Below are 14,934 nucleotides of genomic sequence, written 5' to 3'. Positions count from 1 at the left end.
CAAAAAAACACAGATTTTTAAAAATTTTTACATACAAAAAATCAACTCAACTATAACTAATTTTTAAACAAATTTATAAAGGAAATTATAAAAATTAAAAGATTTTATTTTCTTCACTCTCTTTTGTGTCTCTTTTTTCAGGAATATTAGCAATTTCTTGTGGTCAAACCACAACTACTGTTCAACAATCTCGAACTCCAAAAACAGAAACCACACAATCTCGAAAGCAACAAACTCCAAGTACAACTACTGCACCACAAACTAACAACAATACTACAAATAATGAAGATGATTCAACAAACAACAAAGTAGAAGAACAAGAAGCTCAAACTCCAGATGAAGAATCACAAGATGAAAAAGCTTTAGTACAACAATCATTTTCTAGTCAAGAAGAAGAAATAGAAAAAGAAATAATACAAGCATATAAAACACAATTTATTCCAAATATATCTGCTATGACTCAAAATTATTGAATAATTATTAAAGCTTATATAGAAAAAACAAAAGAAAAATTTAAAAACAATAATAAAGATATTTCTGATTCCGTTCAAGATTCCGATCTACATAATAATGGATATACAGAAGCAAAAAAATAAATTAAGTGAATTTAAAACTAAATTAGAAGAATTACAAGCCAAAGCTATAAAAGAAAGCGTAGATTTCTTACCAATTTTAAAAAAGTTTTAATTTCAAATTTATTAAAATTATCAACTGAATTTAATAAAGAAAGAGATAAATTTGAAAAAAATTTACCTGATAAAAAAGATATTAAAACAAAAGAAAATTTAAATACACACTTATCTTCATATACTAAATACACAATGTTTAATTTAGAAATTGAATTGATAAATAAAGCAAGACAAAAAATTACAAAAATTAAATCTTTAGATGAACTCAGATCTTTTTCACTAGAAATATTAAAAACAGTAGCTAAAAGCTTCACAAAGCCATTGATTTTAATTGGAACAAGACTAAACCAACTTAAAAAAACAATTGATTTTAATGTTCAAGAAGTAATTGTAAATAATGTTAAAGAAGCTTCAACATATGTTGGTACTAAAACAAAAGAAATAGTATCCAGTAAATAAATTAAATAATAATTTATTAATATAAATCATATACATATAAAAAAATAGATAAATTGCTTTATCTATTTTTTTATAAAACTTATTTTATCATCATCAAAAACAGTATCAATTATTAAATAGTCTTGATTTTCTGAAGGATTGTTCAAGTGGTTTTGAATATCATTATGAATACAAAATAAATAATTACTTAAAATATCTACAAAAATACTTTGAAAACAAGCAATTAAACCTCTAGCTCCCAAGGATTTATCATAAATTTGATTGATTTTAAAAATTAAAGTTTTTCATTGTTCATCATTTAGTTCGCTTAATTTGATGTTTTTTACACGTTTAAGTCAATTATTTAGTTGATTAAATTTAGAAGTAATAATATCTTTTTTAATTTGATTATCACTTATAAAATTAAAAGGAACAATATTTTTAACACCAATTCTGTTTAGGATTTCAGGTCTTTTTAGTTCTTTATTAAAGTGATTTTCAACAGCTTTGGTAAAAGTTCTTCTTGTTTCTTCATCAGATGAATCACTACCTTGTTTTCCTACTTCGCTAACCCCTAAATTGGAAGTAAAAATAATAAAGGTTTCTGAAAAATCAACTAATTCTCCTTTTGATGAAGTAAGACGCCCGTCTTCTAAAATTTGTAAAAATTTATCCAAAATTCTTCCATGTGCTTTTTCGATTTCGTCAAACAAAACTATAGAAAAAGGCTTCTCTTTTATAGCATTTGTAAGTTGACCACCTGCTTCGTGACCCTCATAACCAGGAGGAGCACCAATTAATTTTTGATCACTATGTTCTAAGTTATATTCTGACATATCAAAACGAATTAAATGATTTTCACTACCAAAAATAAATTCAGCAAGTGCTTTAGAAATTTCAGTTTTACCTGTACCTGTTGGACCAGTAAAAAACAAAATTCCTTTAGGTTTTTTCTTTGTATCTAAAGAATTTAAATCTGATAAACCAACAAAAGATCTTATTAAAGTTTCTTTAATTTTCTTGATAGCAAATTCTTACCCTTTTACCCTTTTACTAATTGTTGTTTCAAAATTTTCTAATTGTGAAGGAGAAATCTTTTCTCATTCAGATTGTTTTTTATTGAAAAATATAGTAGTGTATAAAGACTTGAAATTTTCAAATTTAGAAATCTGAGAAACTTTTAAAAGTTGAATAAGTTCCCTAAAAGATAAATCATTTGTAAGAGAAATAACTTCATCAAATTGAGAAGTTTTTACTTTTATAGGTTCAGTTAAATTTTTATTAAATTCATCTTTTAAAATAATTTCAAAAATTTTCTTTCTTTCTTCGCTGTCCGGTTTTGCTATAGAAATGAAGTTAATTTCAGGATTTTTGTTGTAAATGACATTGTTTAAATCATCTTTGTTTTTGCAAATAAAAATCAGTTTAAAGTTTGACTTTTTAACACCAGCAACATTGTGTTCTAAATTATCAATAAAAGTTTTGATTAAACCAGCTAAAACACTACTTGTAACGCTTTGATCACCGTTTTGAGTTAGTAAGTCTCCACAATCGATTATATAAACTCTTTTCTTCTCTTTTTCATTTACTAAATCATTTTTGTAAGCATTTACTTCTTCAATTATAGAGTTAATAAATACAGCGATTGGTGGTATTTCATTGCCAGGATTTTCTAATTCTTCGGATAAAAGATCATCCTCATTTTCATAACTTTGCTCTTCCACAGGTTCGTTTTCTTCTTTGTTGTTAATTAATTCCTCGAGGTTTCTGTTTAAATTTGTAATTCCTGTACTAGGTGAAAAGTATTTAATAGTTTTGTAATTTAATTCTCTGAAAACTAAAGACAAAAACTTAGGTAAATCTATAAAAAAACTAGTTGGTACTTCATTTAAATCTCTTAAAACTTCTTCTTTTTTAAAGAAATTTTTAATATCACTGATAAAAATATAATCAAAAATATTTTCAGAAAGAAGCAAAATATTTTTTTGAGCAGATTTTACAAAAATAGATTCGAATGCTTTATAAAAACTCATTTTTTACCTTGTTCTTGATTTAACAACAGAAACTCTTGTTGCTGGTTTATCAGTTTTTAAATCTCTTTTTACTTTCATATCTTGTATGCTATAACCGTTTTTCTTGATATCTTCGACAATTTTGTTTGCTGATTTTTCACAAGCGTGACCAATGTAATTTCCCATTTTGTATGAAATTTCTAGATTACCATCAACAACTACATCTACATAATTGTTGTTTTTGTTTACAAACCTAAATACTTTTCTAATAATTCCTTTATCAGAAAGACTTGTTTTTAATACTTTATTTAAAACGAAACCTTCAGATTCTTTTAAAGACTTAGCAACTACTTTTACTTAAGAATTAATTTTTTGGATTTCTTCTTTTCTTGTGTTTATTAGATAAACTAAATCTGAAATATCTTCAAAATTATTGTATTGTTTAATGAAATTTTTTAATTCATATCTAATTTCTGAAGATTCGTTTTCAAGATTTTTATCAATTCACTCAAACCTTTGTTTTCTAAAAGAATTTAATTTTTCTTGATCTACTTCTCTTTTTAAAAATTCTGTGATTGTACTTTCTATTAATTCATTGGTAAGTTCCGAATTAGTAGTTTCTAAGTATTCAATTGCTTCATAATCAACGATTCCGTATTGAGTATAAAACTGGAACACATTTACTTTTGCGTTTTTTGAAACTCTATCTAAATAGGCATTAATTTCCTTGTTTCAATCTAAATTAGAAATTCTTTTAGATAAGTTATGGAGTTGTTTTAATCAATTTAATCTAATATAATTTCTAATTCCTTCTCCTTTTTGAAAGGTATTTCTTAATTCTTTTAATTCGTTGTAATAATTTTCTAAATTTTCTTGAAAATTTTTGTCAAATGCATTTACTTCTTTTAAATTTTCAATTTCTCTTAGTAAAGAATCACATTTTTTAATTTCTGGTTCATTTAAAGTTAAAAATGTAGTTTGTGACATTTTGTCTCCTTTGATTGTTAGTTTTAAAGTTTATTTTTTTCTTTTACTTTTCTTCAAGTTTTCTTCTTTTTTCTTCTTCAATTCGAAATGTATTTATTTTATTAGTAATATGCTTCAAATCTCTAAATAATAATAAATATTTTCTATATTCTTCTATGGTAAATTTTTTGTTTTCCACAGATTTATGAGATATTTCATTTCTCCATCTCCTCAAATCTTTTAAAATTCTACCTTCTTCATTAGTAATGGCTTTTTGTTTAACTAAAGCATCGATTTCAATATTAATATTTTCGATTTTACTATCACTCAAACAAATTTCCATTTCTGTGTTAATTTTATTTGCTAAAAATGCATATTCTTTTCCTAAATCTTGTTGATAAACATCAGAAATATGTAATATTTCATTGCTAAACTCTTTGATTTCTGAAACATCTACAAAAGCTTTATTTTTAGTACAGAAAGTTTCTACTTCGTTAATAAAATTATTGAATTTAATAATTTCCATTTCGCAATTTTTTTTGAAAGAAAAATCTGTTCTTGTTGAAGTTTAGAAATATCTTTATTTTTAAAAGTGTAAACAATTTCATTAAGTGAATTTTTAAGTTCTTTATATTTGTCTTTTAAATCTTCAACATGTTTTGTTAAACTTCAATATTCTAAAAAAGGTAAATTATTGAAAGTGATTTTTTCAAAAATAAAGTTCTCAAAACAAAATTCAAAAATCTTATTATTTTTATAAGATAAGGCATTAGTTTTTTCATCTTCTATTAAACGTTGTTTAATATTTATTCCCTTGTTATCTAAAAGTTTTAAAAAATCTTTAGCAATATTTTCGTTTTTACTTCATAAATCAAAAACATTTCAATCTTTAAAAATATCTTCAATTTTAAACAAAGATGAACCAACAACTCAATTAAACCATTTTTCAAAAAGTTTTGGATTTTTAGTAGCTTGAGAATAAAAAAACTCTCTTACAAAATCAGGAATTTGTGTAGATTGATTTAAATCAAACGCTTCGATACTGTTAATCTTATTTTTTAAAAAATCTAGTACAATCTCTTTTAAAATCAATTGATTTTCTTCATTTTGTTCTTCAAAATTAACGTTTACAAAATGAGGAGAAATTTCAAATTTTATATTTCTATTTTCTTCTTGATTATTAATGATAATTAAATCTTTTTTATTAGATTCGAAAATAAAATTTAATTCTTTCTTTTCATTTCAGTAAACATTATTTCAACCGAGACGAGACAAAACGTTCATTTTGCTTTTTAATTTTTCAATTTGAGAAGGATTTAATAATTGTTTTTTAAATTTGTCTAGTATATACGTCTCTATTTTTGCGCAAGTATCAATATTTTTTATAGATTTGAAAAACCCATCAATTTGTTTTTGAAAATAATTTGAAGAATCAATTTCTGGTTGAGAAAGATAATTCACAATAATTTCGCTCAATTCATTTGTAGGTTCTCAAGTATATATATCAGAACTATGATAAGCGAAGGAAATATTTTGCATTATAAAATTTATATTTTCGTTATCTAATTCTTTTTCAATAGAAGGTAAAACAGTCTTATTATTTTTTCTATATGTTTCAATAATTTCTGAAATTGCAATAGCTCTTTTTCTTCTTTTTTCTTTGTGTTCTTCTATATTTACAACGTTTTTAACACATTTTCTTAGTTCTTCAAGCAACTCTTTATTGTATTCAATAGCTTGGATATTTCTTCCTTCTCTATATTCTACTGTGTTATCTAATTCAGGAATGACATTAATGTATGCATATGTTTTACCTCTTTGATTTCTTGCTTCAAAAGATTTAAAAACATTTTTATCAAACAACTTTTTTAGATCTTTGTTTAAAGATAGATCACCTACTAAAATATCATTTAATTCAGTGTAATCAAAACTAGGATTTTGTAGTATTTTTTCATTTAATTCTTTTTCTCTTAAGTTAACAATTTGTCTTTGTATTAGCTTTACAAGTAAAATTTGAAAATAAACAAACAACTTTTCTTTTATATTGTATTTTTCTTTAAATTCTTCTTTTAATGTTTTATCTAAATTAATGCTTTTATCTTTGATTTGCGCACCCATAAATAATGGATAAAATAAAAAATTCTAACTTTTCTAATTCAACATGTTGTCTATAAGTAAAATCAATTTGATATTCTGCTATTGGTATTAAAAAGTGTTCAAAACTAATTTTGCTCATATCGTTCCTCGGTGTTAATAATAGTAAATTTATTTTGTTCAAAAACATTTACGATTTTTCTTAAAATTTCAGAATTTATGCTTTGGTAATATCTAAATGCACCCACTAAAATGAGTTTATTTCTTGCTCTTGAAATAGCAACATTTATTCTTTCATTACTATTTAAAAAACTTGTATTTCTTTTTTTATCGCTAACAATTCTTTTTTTCTCCTATTGAAGAATTTGAAACATCTTCTAATCTATTTTTCGCTCTTATAAAATCAACGATGATAATTTCTTTCTCACGACCTTGAAAGTTATCGATTGTGTCAACTTTTATTCCTTTGAAAATTTCATCCTGAGCAAAAATTTGTTTAATTAAATAACTTTGATTTCTAGTTAAACAAATTACACCAATTTCTTTTTGAATGTTTTTATAAATTTGTTTTTTGTTATTACTTTCGATTATTTTTTTAACAATCTTTTTAATAACTTCAGCATTATACTCATTTACTGTACCAGTATTTTCTGCTTGGAAATTTTCTCTAAAAATAAAACTTCTTTGATCAAAACTTTCAGTTGCTGATTTAGAAGATCGATGCAAGTTCAAGATAAAATAAGAAGACATTTTTGGAATAGGAGCTTTTGCAGGAATATTTACATTTTTTTCTCTTAATTTTTGAACATAAGAATCATTTAGATAAGAAGTGTCAAAAATTATAGGATTTATAGCATCTAAATTATTGTGTGCTCACTCAAAAGACATACCTTGAAAGCCCCTAGGTTTTGCTGGTAATTCTAATTTTTCCATATAATCGTAACTAACATTAACTACATCCATAATTTCTTGTGAAAATCTATGTGATGTTTTTAAAAACTCATATGTACTATTATTAAAATTCAAATTTTTTAACTGATTAGCTTGTGTTTTAAAGAAAGAATTTTTATAAAGTTGGTCAATTTTTTCTCTAAATTTCTTTTTATCAGGGTCTTTTATAAGACTACTTTCTTCATCTTCTTCCTCTTCATCATCATATTGATTACTTTGTGAATAGGTTTGAATTGGTTGTTCAGGTAGCCCATCGTAAATTTGATCAATAATATTTGGTTCAAATTCACTAGAAGGAGGAAGTTGATTGTAATCTCCTGAAAAAATAACTTTTTCAGCCAAAATAATTCTTGCAAAAATTTCTGGAGTAGAAGATTTTGAAATCTCATCAATAATAACAACACCAATTGGGTATTCAGTAAATAAATCTTTAGGTTCTACGTCAGCAACACCAACACCATTTTTATCAGATAAATTAATTTTTGTACTTGTAGTTGTAGTGATACCAATAACGTTTATTAAGTTATATTCAAAAACAAATTTATTAAAATCACTTTCTAAATAATTGTTTTGTTCATTGGTATTTTCATTATAAGTTTTGTATAAATCCTTCAAAAATGAAGCGTTTTTTGTTGAATCTTTGTTCAAGATTTTATTTTTTAGTTCTTTAAAATTTTTAACACCTCAAACATTAATGTTGTTATCTTGCGCAAGTTTAAATAAAGCATCTATCAAATTTAAAACTTGATTATTTTTAACTTTATTTTTGTGTGTTTCTATGTAATATTTGTTTATAGAATTTATGTTATTGATATCGAAATCTTCTTTTATTAAATGCTCTTTTTCAAATTCAAAAACAGTATTTTTTTCTATTCTTTCAATTAATGTGTCTAGATAAGCGCTAAATCCAAAATATTCTTCAACATTCAAGTTTGTTTTTACGATTCATGCTTCAATTTCTAAAATTTTTTCTTGTAAAACAGAATTTTCTTCTTGTGGATTTTCTAATCAATGTTCAATTTTAGAAATAAAATTAGGATAAATTTTTGAAGTTTGAAAATCATTGTTTCTTTTTGAATTATAATCAAATTTAAAGATTATATAGTTTGGATTATTTAAATTATTTTCATTTAAACGATCCATAAAGTTTTCTATAGCTTCATGTGTAGAAGAGGTAATTAAAATATTTTCACCACGTTTAATAAATTCTTCAGCCATTGCACAAATTGTTTGTGTCTTTCCCGTTCCTGGAGGTCCTTGTAAATAAAATACATCTCTAGAAGCTATTGCTTTTTTAACACTATGTTCTTGTTTTTCGTTTAAGTGATATTTTCGTTTTGTACTTTCTTCTAACTGTGTATTTCTTAAAAGATCTGAGTTAATAGTTTGTGGATTAAAAATCGAATGAACCATATATGGATTCTTGTAAAATCCTTTGTATATGTTTGCAAATGCACCCAAATATCTTCTAATTTTAGTAATAAATCCTGTTTGATTGTCATTAAGAGTAAAAATAATGTTACTTATTTTATCTTTTACAAAATCAGAAATTGGATAATAATTTAAAATAAAATCATCGTTATCTTCATCTTTTTTAGTACTTCATTTTATAGTAACGTTTTTGTAAACACTTTTTATACCTTTGAGTTTTTTTAAACTTTGTAATCTTATATTTTTTGAATTAAAAATGTTTTCATTAAATTCAATACAATTATTAATGCTTGAAATTTCAGATTTTAATTGATTTTGAATACTTAATAATTTATTTAATTCTATTTTAAAATCGTTTTTAGTTTTCTGATTTTTCTCTTCAATTTCTTTTTTCTTTTGATTATTATTTACTATAAATGTGTTTACTTCATTTAAAAAATTCTGTGTGTTAAAATTAGAAAAAACACTAATATCTTGGTCTTCAAAAGTATCAATTATTGTATTATAAGTATTTTATAACTCTAGAAGTCTTTGTTGTCTTTGTCTGTTTTTTTGTTCAATTTTATATTGATATTGAATGTCTGCATCTCTTTGTCTTTGTTCAAACTCTAAATCTTCTTCCTCTTGAAATCTTGTAATAGTTGTTTGAATAATCACCCCTTTTTCTATATTTTCTTTTTCTTCGTTGATTTTTAAATACTTATTTAGTAGTTGATTATTATTAATGATTTTGTCAATTAAAGATTTATATTGAATTTGAGTCTCTTCAAATTCCTTATTAATTTTTCTTCTTTTTTCTTCATTTTCTCTATATTTTTCGCTTAATTCTGACTTTTGTGCTTTGTAAGATGCAATAGTATTTTCTAAGGTGTCAATATCTTTTTGTCTATGAGTTAAATATTCATCTATAGTTAGTTTTTAATTTAAGTTATGAAGTTTAATAGGAAATGATTTTCCTGTTCTTTCATCATTTAAAAATAAATTTCTTTTTGTAGCTATATCTGAAGAATAAGAAAAAATAGTGAATTTCTCTTTATCAATTTCAGAAATATTAAAGATTTTAGATTTATTTTCTTCCATAAAAATAAAGTCTTTATCATTATCTTTTATTTTGTCTAAAAAAAGCTTTTGAGTTAAATCTAAAAGTTCATTTCAACACAATTTGCTACTATCTTTTGGACAAGCAAACAAAAAACGATCAATTAAATCAGATTTATAAATATCTAAAATTTTAGGAATTTTTTCACTAAAAAAATTAACAAATTCACTATAGTTGCTTGGACTAAAACTAGAAATATTTTCCTGTGTCCTTAGTAAAAACTCAGGTTTGAAATAAGAATTGTGCACAGGATTATTTAAATGAGTAAAATTTAGTAATGAAATTCTGTTTATAGATATAACAGGAAATTGGATAACAAAATGTAAGTTTGATACTTCAATACACTCTATATCAAAAAATAAAGCAGCTGTATTTTTACCCCACTCTTTAATAACTTCTTTGTTTTTACCAATAATTACAAAACCATCAAATTCAAGTTTTTTATTTTTTTCTTTTTTATCTTTTAATTCATTAGCGAATTTTCTTGCTTTTAAATTAAGTCTGATCACTTGATATTCTTCTAAATTAGAAAAATCCTTCAAAAATTGGTGCAGTTTATCTTTTATATTTTTAATTTTTGGATAAACATTATCAAATTCACCACTCTTTTTAAGAGCGCTTAAAAGTGTTATGTCCTTTTCGAAAGCACCTCAACTTCTTTTTGCCACTCCTGATCTAATAGGTTTATCTCAGTGCTTTTCATCATAAAAAAATTTTAATGTAGTTGCCTTGTTTTCCTTAAACGAAAAAAACGCAAAAAGTAAAACTTTTTGTGCTAAATTAAATAAATATTATTTTACTGTTATATATATATATATATATATATATATATATATATATATATATATATATATATATATATAAATTCTCTCTTGTATCATCTTCATAAATTATAGTAGTTTTGATAAGTTAATTATAAAGAAATTATTAATATTTTATTAATTTTTTTGTAATAAAAAATATTATTTAAATGTTGTAAGTTGTAAAATAACCTATAAAAAAAGACTTTTTATTTTAAAAGTCTTTTTTTATAGGTTAAGCTAACACCTTAATTATTGTTTTTCTTACAGTATCTTTGTTTGTATCAAATCTAGGTCCGTGAGCTTCATCAGCTAAAAATAAAGCAAACTCATCTTCTTTTAATTTAATAATATTATCTTCAAAATTAAGAATATCACCTTTATAAAAACCTACATCAGTTTGATCTGAATATTCTTGTTGAGCGGAAGTTAAGTGATCTTTCGCTAAATGAATGAATTTTTCAGTGTTATCACCTGCAAAATGAATATCAATGTATTTTTGATGAAGTTCAAAAACAAAGTTTTCCCTGTTTAAAGAAGACATTAGTTTATTAACAAAAAATACTTCTTTTTCCTTTATAGGAGTAATGCCTTCGGGTTGTTTTCTTCAATCGTTTTCTTCTAATCATTTAACAACAAGTTCTAATCTTGGATTAATTTTTGTATATTTATGAAGGTTTTTAATTTTGTCTATAATCATATTAAATTACACAAGCCTCGCATTCATCGTAGTTTTCTGAGTCTTCTAAAACCTCTTGTCTAATACGTACATAATAAATAGAACCACAACCTTTTTTAAATGCTCTAATGTAAGCTTTGTTTAAATCTCTAGTAGTTGCTGTGTCTTTTAAAAATAAAGTTAAAGAAATGGATTGGTCAATGTGCTTTTGAGCTTCTGCTGCAATGTCAATAATTGGATCAGGACCTAATTCATATGCACCTAATGAATAGAATTTCATATTTTCTTGATTCATTTTGTAAGCAGGAACATATACTCTACCAATTTTTCCTTCTTTTCTGGTTTCAACAGGAGCAACTACAGGTTGTAGGCTTGGTGTACAAGAAGAAAGGTAAGAAATTGAACCTGTTGGAGCAACAGCCATTAGATGTGAATTAGCAATACCAACTCTTTTAATGTTTTCAACTAATTCAATTCAGTCTTGTTTTGTCGGAATAGTAACTTGATATTTTTCAAACACTTCTTTAATTTTTTGTGTCTTTGGTTGATATTCTTTTTCAGATACTTTTGTATATTTGTCAAAATATGAACCATCAGCAAATTTGGATTCTTTAAAATGTTCAAAAGCACCAAATTTTTGCGCTAGAATAGAAGAAGATTTAAATGCGTGATATGCCATTGTGTAAAAGAAAATATTGGTAAAATCAAGCGCTTCTTTTGAATCATAGTAAATGTGATTAGTAGCTAAAAAACCATGTAAGTTCATAGCACCAAGACCAACAGCGTGGTTTTTGTTATTTCCATTTTCAATAGAAGGTGCTGAAGAAAGATCAGAGGTTCTAGAAACATGATCCAGAGAAACTATTGCTTGATAAACTAATTCACCAAATTCTTTTCCACTTTCCATTGCTTTATCAATATTTAATGAACCTAAATTACAACAAATATCTTCACCTTTTTTAGTAAAAGTTAAATCAGGAAGATATTCAGAAGGAGTTGAAGGTTGTACAATTTCTGAACATAAATTAGACATTACTATTCTATTTTTATGTGCATTTCTTCTATTAACTGTATCATCAAATAAAATATATGGATAACCACTTTCAAAATGCAATTCTGCTATAGTTGTAAAGAGTTTACGTGCATTTATAAAGTTTTTTTTAATGTTAGGATTTTCAAGCATTTTGTAATATTCTTGAGTGATTGAAATATCAGAAAAAGCTTTTTTGTATTCTCTTTCAACATCGTAGACACTAAATAAAGCCATATCTTTGTTATCTTTTGCTAATTCAAAAGTAATATCCGGGATAACAACACCAAGTGAGAGTGATTTAATTCTAATTTTTTCATCAGCATTTTCTCTTTTAGTATCTAGAAAACTTAAAATATCAGGGTGATGCACATTTAGATAAACAGCTCCAGCACCTTGTCTTTGACCTAGTTGATTAGCATATGAAAAAGAATCTTCAAGTATTTTCATAACAGGAATTACACCTGTTGCTTGATTTTCGATTTTTTTAATTGGTGCACCCATTTCTCTTAAGTTAGAAAGTAAAATAGAAACACCACCACCTCTTTTGCTAAGTTGTAAAGAAGTAGTAACTGCTCTAGAAATGGATTCCATATTATCTTCAATCCGAATTAAATAACAAGAAACGTATTCACCTCTATTTTTTTTACCAGCGTTTAAAAATGTAGGAGTAGCTGGTTGAAAACGACCTAGCATTATTTGTCTTAGAATGCTTGAAGCGCTTTCTGAGTTACCTTTTGCTAAAAACAAAGCATTTAAAAGAGCTCTTTCTTGAAAATGTTCTAAATATTCTTGCGAATCATTAGATTTAAGAGCATAACTTGAATAAAATTTAAGAGCCCCCATAAAAGAAGGAAAATGGTGTTTATATTTGTATGCTTCTTGAGTTAGTTTTTCAAGTTCTTCAAAAGTGTATTCATTAATTACTTTTTCATCATAATAATCATTTTCAATTAATCAAGTAATTCTTTCTCTTACTGAGTTGAATTTTCTATATCTAGGTTCAATATGATGTTTTATATAACTATCAGCTGCTTGTTGGTCAAATTTATAAGATTCTTTGTATTTTAAGAATAATTTTGACTTAGCGTTTAAAGTAATGTACTCTTCTGAAACACTTCCTGTTAAAGTGTTGTTATCTACTTGTTTTTTAGTCATAATACAAACCATTTCCTTCTTATATTTTTTAAATTTATCTTTATTTTGCTTGATTTTTTTATTAAATGGAAAAATTAGGAACTTTTATTTCAAAATTTCTTAATTATATTTTGAACATTTATTACATCTGTTTGAGTACCTAAGAGTTCAAATTGATATAGTAAAGGTACTTGTAATTTTTTAGATAAGATGGTGCCAGCGATTGCAAATGTATCACCAAAATTTGTATTACCTGAAGCAATAACACCACGGCAAAATTTTCTATTAGATTCATTGTTTAAAAATTGAATTACTTGTTTAGGAACAGCTCCTGATGTTTGATCTCCACCACCACTGTATGTTGGGCAAAACATTACATAATCACGATTAACATTAATTTTTTCTTCCATTTCAACTGGAATTCTTACGTTATCAAAACCTAGTTTTTGAATAAATCTATGAGTGTTGTTAGAAATAGATGAAAAATAAACTAAAAAAATTTCTCCTTCTGGTTTTTTAATTAATTTTTCATCTACTTCAATAATATCTTTGTGCATAATTTAAAAATCTCAATCTTCGTCTTCTGTTTCTTCACTTACACCCATAACATAAGATGAACCATTTCCTGAAAAAAAGTCGTGATTTTCATCTGCTCTTGCTGAAAGTTGGTTGAAAATTTCAGGTTCTATTCTTGTTTCTTCTTCTGTAAATGGAGAGTCATAACCTAGGTTTTGTAAGAATTTTCCTGCATTGTAAACACTAAATTTAATAGCTTCTTCTGCAAGTCCTACTTCTGAATAAAGTTCATTTAAATAAGTTTTTTCTAAATCAATTAATTCATAAAGTAAGTCAAAAACAAATTTTTTCATTTCTTCTTGTTTTTTAAGAGGTAGTTTTTCTACTTTCTTTTGATATTTATATCCTGAATAGTAGTTGTGAATAACTTTATCTCTTAAAATTAATCTGATGATATCTGATGTGTTAGGAAGTTTTGATCTAGCGGATAAATAAAATGGAAGATAAAAACCACCATAAAGTAAAAATCCTGGCATCATAGCTGCTGCAACTTTAGATTTTAAAGGATCTTTTCCTGTGTAATATGGAATTAATGCTTGTGCTCTAGCTTGTAAACTTTTTGTGTTGATTACTCATTCATGAGCTTCTTCTATTTCTTCACTGGTACATAAAGTGGAAAAAATTGTTCCATAAGATCTAGCGTGAACACCTACCATAAAAGCAAAGTTAGCATAAATTACTTGTTCATGATCGGTTTGTGAATAAGGAATCTGAGCTACATCTCCAATTGTTGCTTGAATAGTGTCTAAAAGAGTTAAACCAGTAAAAGTTCTAGTAATAACTCTTTTTCATGTTGGACTTAGAGTTCTTCAAGTTTCTAAATCATTGGAAACAGGAATTTTTTCAGGAAGTCAAAAATTTTGAACTACTCTGTTTCACACTTCAAGATCTTTGTTATCATTAATTACATTTCAATTTACTGAACGCATTTTGCCATTGAATTTGTTTAATGCAAATTCTAATGGTGATACAGACTCTTTGTAATATGCATTTTTTTGCTTTTTACTAGCTGCTTGCATTTTATTTCCTCCTTTTTAGCTAAAAATATATTAATTTGTGAATTATAAACTTTTAGTTTAGTGAATATATTTC

General features: G+C 25.1%; 17 protein-coding genes. 2 read left to right on the top strand and 15 right to left on the bottom strand.

Features of this window, described 5'->3' with window-relative positions; all coding sequences use genetic code 4:
- Positions 1-125: 125 nt before the first annotated feature.
- A complete protein-coding gene (locus F801_RS0100320) occupies positions 126-596 on the top strand; it encodes a hypothetical protein (RefSeq protein ID WP_020104464.1) in 471 nt (156 codons plus the stop codon).
- 225 nt (positions 597-821) lie between these two features.
- Entirely contained in the window at positions 822-1,088 is a 267-nt protein-coding gene (locus tag F801_RS0100310) for a hypothetical protein (protein WP_020104462.1), read from the top strand.
- 62 nt (positions 1,089-1,150) lie between these two features.
- Here F801_RS0100310 and F801_RS0100305 read toward each other — a convergent pair whose 3' ends face one another.
- From F801_RS0100305 to nrdF, 15 genes are all read right to left on the bottom strand, one after another.
- Positions 1,151-2,002 carry an AAA family ATPase gene (locus F801_RS0100305; RefSeq protein WP_020104461.1) on the bottom strand — a complete coding sequence of 284 codons (852 nt, stop codon included), beginning with the start codon at positions 2,000-2,002 and terminating at the stop codon, positions 1,151-1,153.
- A gap of 99 nt (positions 2,003-2,101) precedes the next feature.
- Positions 2,102-3,100: a hypothetical protein gene (locus F801_RS0100300; RefSeq protein WP_020104460.1), complete on the bottom strand. Its 999-nt coding sequence runs from the start codon at positions 3,098-3,100 to the stop codon at positions 2,102-2,104.
- 3 nt (positions 3,101-3,103) lie between these two features.
- Positions 3,104-3,265, bottom strand: coding sequence for a hypothetical protein (locus F801_RS04340; RefSeq protein ID WP_014335778.1), 162 nt, complete (start codon positions 3,263-3,265; stop codon positions 3,104-3,106).
- A gap of 171 nt (positions 3,266-3,436) precedes the next feature.
- Positions 3,437-4,066 (bottom strand): hypothetical protein, encoded by a 630-nt coding sequence (locus F801_RS0100290; protein WP_020104459.1) that lies wholly within the window; start codon positions 4,064-4,066, stop codon positions 3,437-3,439.
- A 43-nt stretch (positions 4,067-4,109) separates the two neighbouring features.
- Entirely contained in the window at positions 4,110-4,571 is a 462-nt protein-coding gene (locus F801_RS04190) for a hypothetical protein (protein WP_151245172.1), read from the bottom strand.
- On the bottom strand, positions 4,532-6,163 hold the full coding sequence (locus tag F801_RS04405; protein ID WP_020104457.1) for a hypothetical protein: 1,632 nt from the start codon (positions 6,161-6,163) through the stop codon (positions 4,532-4,534). Before F801_RS04405 ends, F801_RS04190 begins: the two co-directional genes overlap by 40 nt.
- Positions 6,141-6,281 (bottom strand): hypothetical protein, encoded by a 141-nt coding sequence (locus F801_RS04335; RefSeq protein WP_014335774.1) that lies wholly within the window; start codon positions 6,279-6,281, stop codon positions 6,141-6,143. The genes F801_RS04405 and F801_RS04335 overlap by 23 nt, the downstream gene beginning before the upstream one ends.
- The gene (locus tag F801_RS04520; RefSeq protein ID WP_111144155.1) at positions 6,268-6,480 is read right to left on the bottom strand and encodes an AAA domain-containing protein; all 213 of its coding nucleotides are present in this window, start codon (positions 6,478-6,480) and stop codon (positions 6,268-6,270) included. Before F801_RS04520 ends, F801_RS04335 begins: the two co-directional genes overlap by 14 nt.
- The gene (locus F801_RS0100270) at positions 6,473-8,503 is read right to left on the bottom strand and encodes an AAA domain-containing protein (RefSeq protein ID WP_020104456.1); all 2,031 of its coding nucleotides are present in this window, start codon (positions 8,501-8,503) and stop codon (positions 6,473-6,475) included. The genes F801_RS04520 and F801_RS0100270 overlap by 8 nt, the downstream gene beginning before the upstream one ends.
- Positions 8,504-9,034: 531 nt before the next feature.
- Positions 9,035-9,178, bottom strand: coding sequence for a hypothetical protein (locus F801_RS0100260; protein ID WP_014335773.1), 144 nt, complete (start codon positions 9,176-9,178; stop codon positions 9,035-9,037).
- Between the two features lie 261 nt (positions 9,179-9,439).
- Positions 9,440-10,288 (bottom strand): hypothetical protein, encoded by an 849-nt coding sequence (locus F801_RS0100255; protein WP_014335772.1) that lies wholly within the window; start codon positions 10,286-10,288, stop codon positions 9,440-9,442.
- A 367-nt stretch (positions 10,289-10,655) separates the two neighbouring features.
- Positions 10,656-11,120, bottom strand: coding sequence for a NanQ anomerase/TabA/YiaL family protein (locus tag F801_RS0100250; protein ID WP_014335771.1), 465 nt, complete (start codon positions 11,118-11,120; stop codon positions 10,656-10,658).
- A gap of 1 nt (position 11,121) precedes the next feature.
- On the bottom strand, positions 11,122-13,287 hold the full coding sequence (nrdE, locus tag F801_RS0100245) for a class 1b ribonucleoside-diphosphate reductase subunit alpha (RefSeq protein WP_020104454.1): 2,166 nt from the start codon (positions 13,285-13,287) through the stop codon (positions 11,122-11,124).
- A gap of 74 nt (positions 13,288-13,361) precedes the next feature.
- Entirely contained in the window at positions 13,362-13,823 is a 462-nt protein-coding gene (gene nrdI, locus F801_RS0100240; RefSeq protein WP_013302476.1) for a class Ib ribonucleoside-diphosphate reductase assembly flavoprotein NrdI, read from the bottom strand.
- Between the two features lie 3 nt (positions 13,824-13,826).
- Complete coding sequence (gene nrdF, locus F801_RS0100235) at positions 13,827-14,861, bottom strand: class 1b ribonucleoside-diphosphate reductase subunit beta (RefSeq protein ID WP_013302475.1); 1,035 nt, start codon at positions 14,859-14,861, stop codon at positions 13,827-13,829.
- Between the last annotated feature and the right edge of the window lie 73 nt (positions 14,862-14,934).

This window comes from Mesomycoplasma hyorhinis ATCC 17981, from assembly GCF_000383515.1.
Lineage (GTDB): Bacteria > Bacillota_I > Bacilli_A > Mycoplasmatales > Metamycoplasmataceae > Mesomycoplasma > Mesomycoplasma hyorhinis.
The sequence above is the reverse complement of the archived record's forward strand: the minus strand, read 5'-3'. Positions and strand labels throughout refer to the sequence as shown.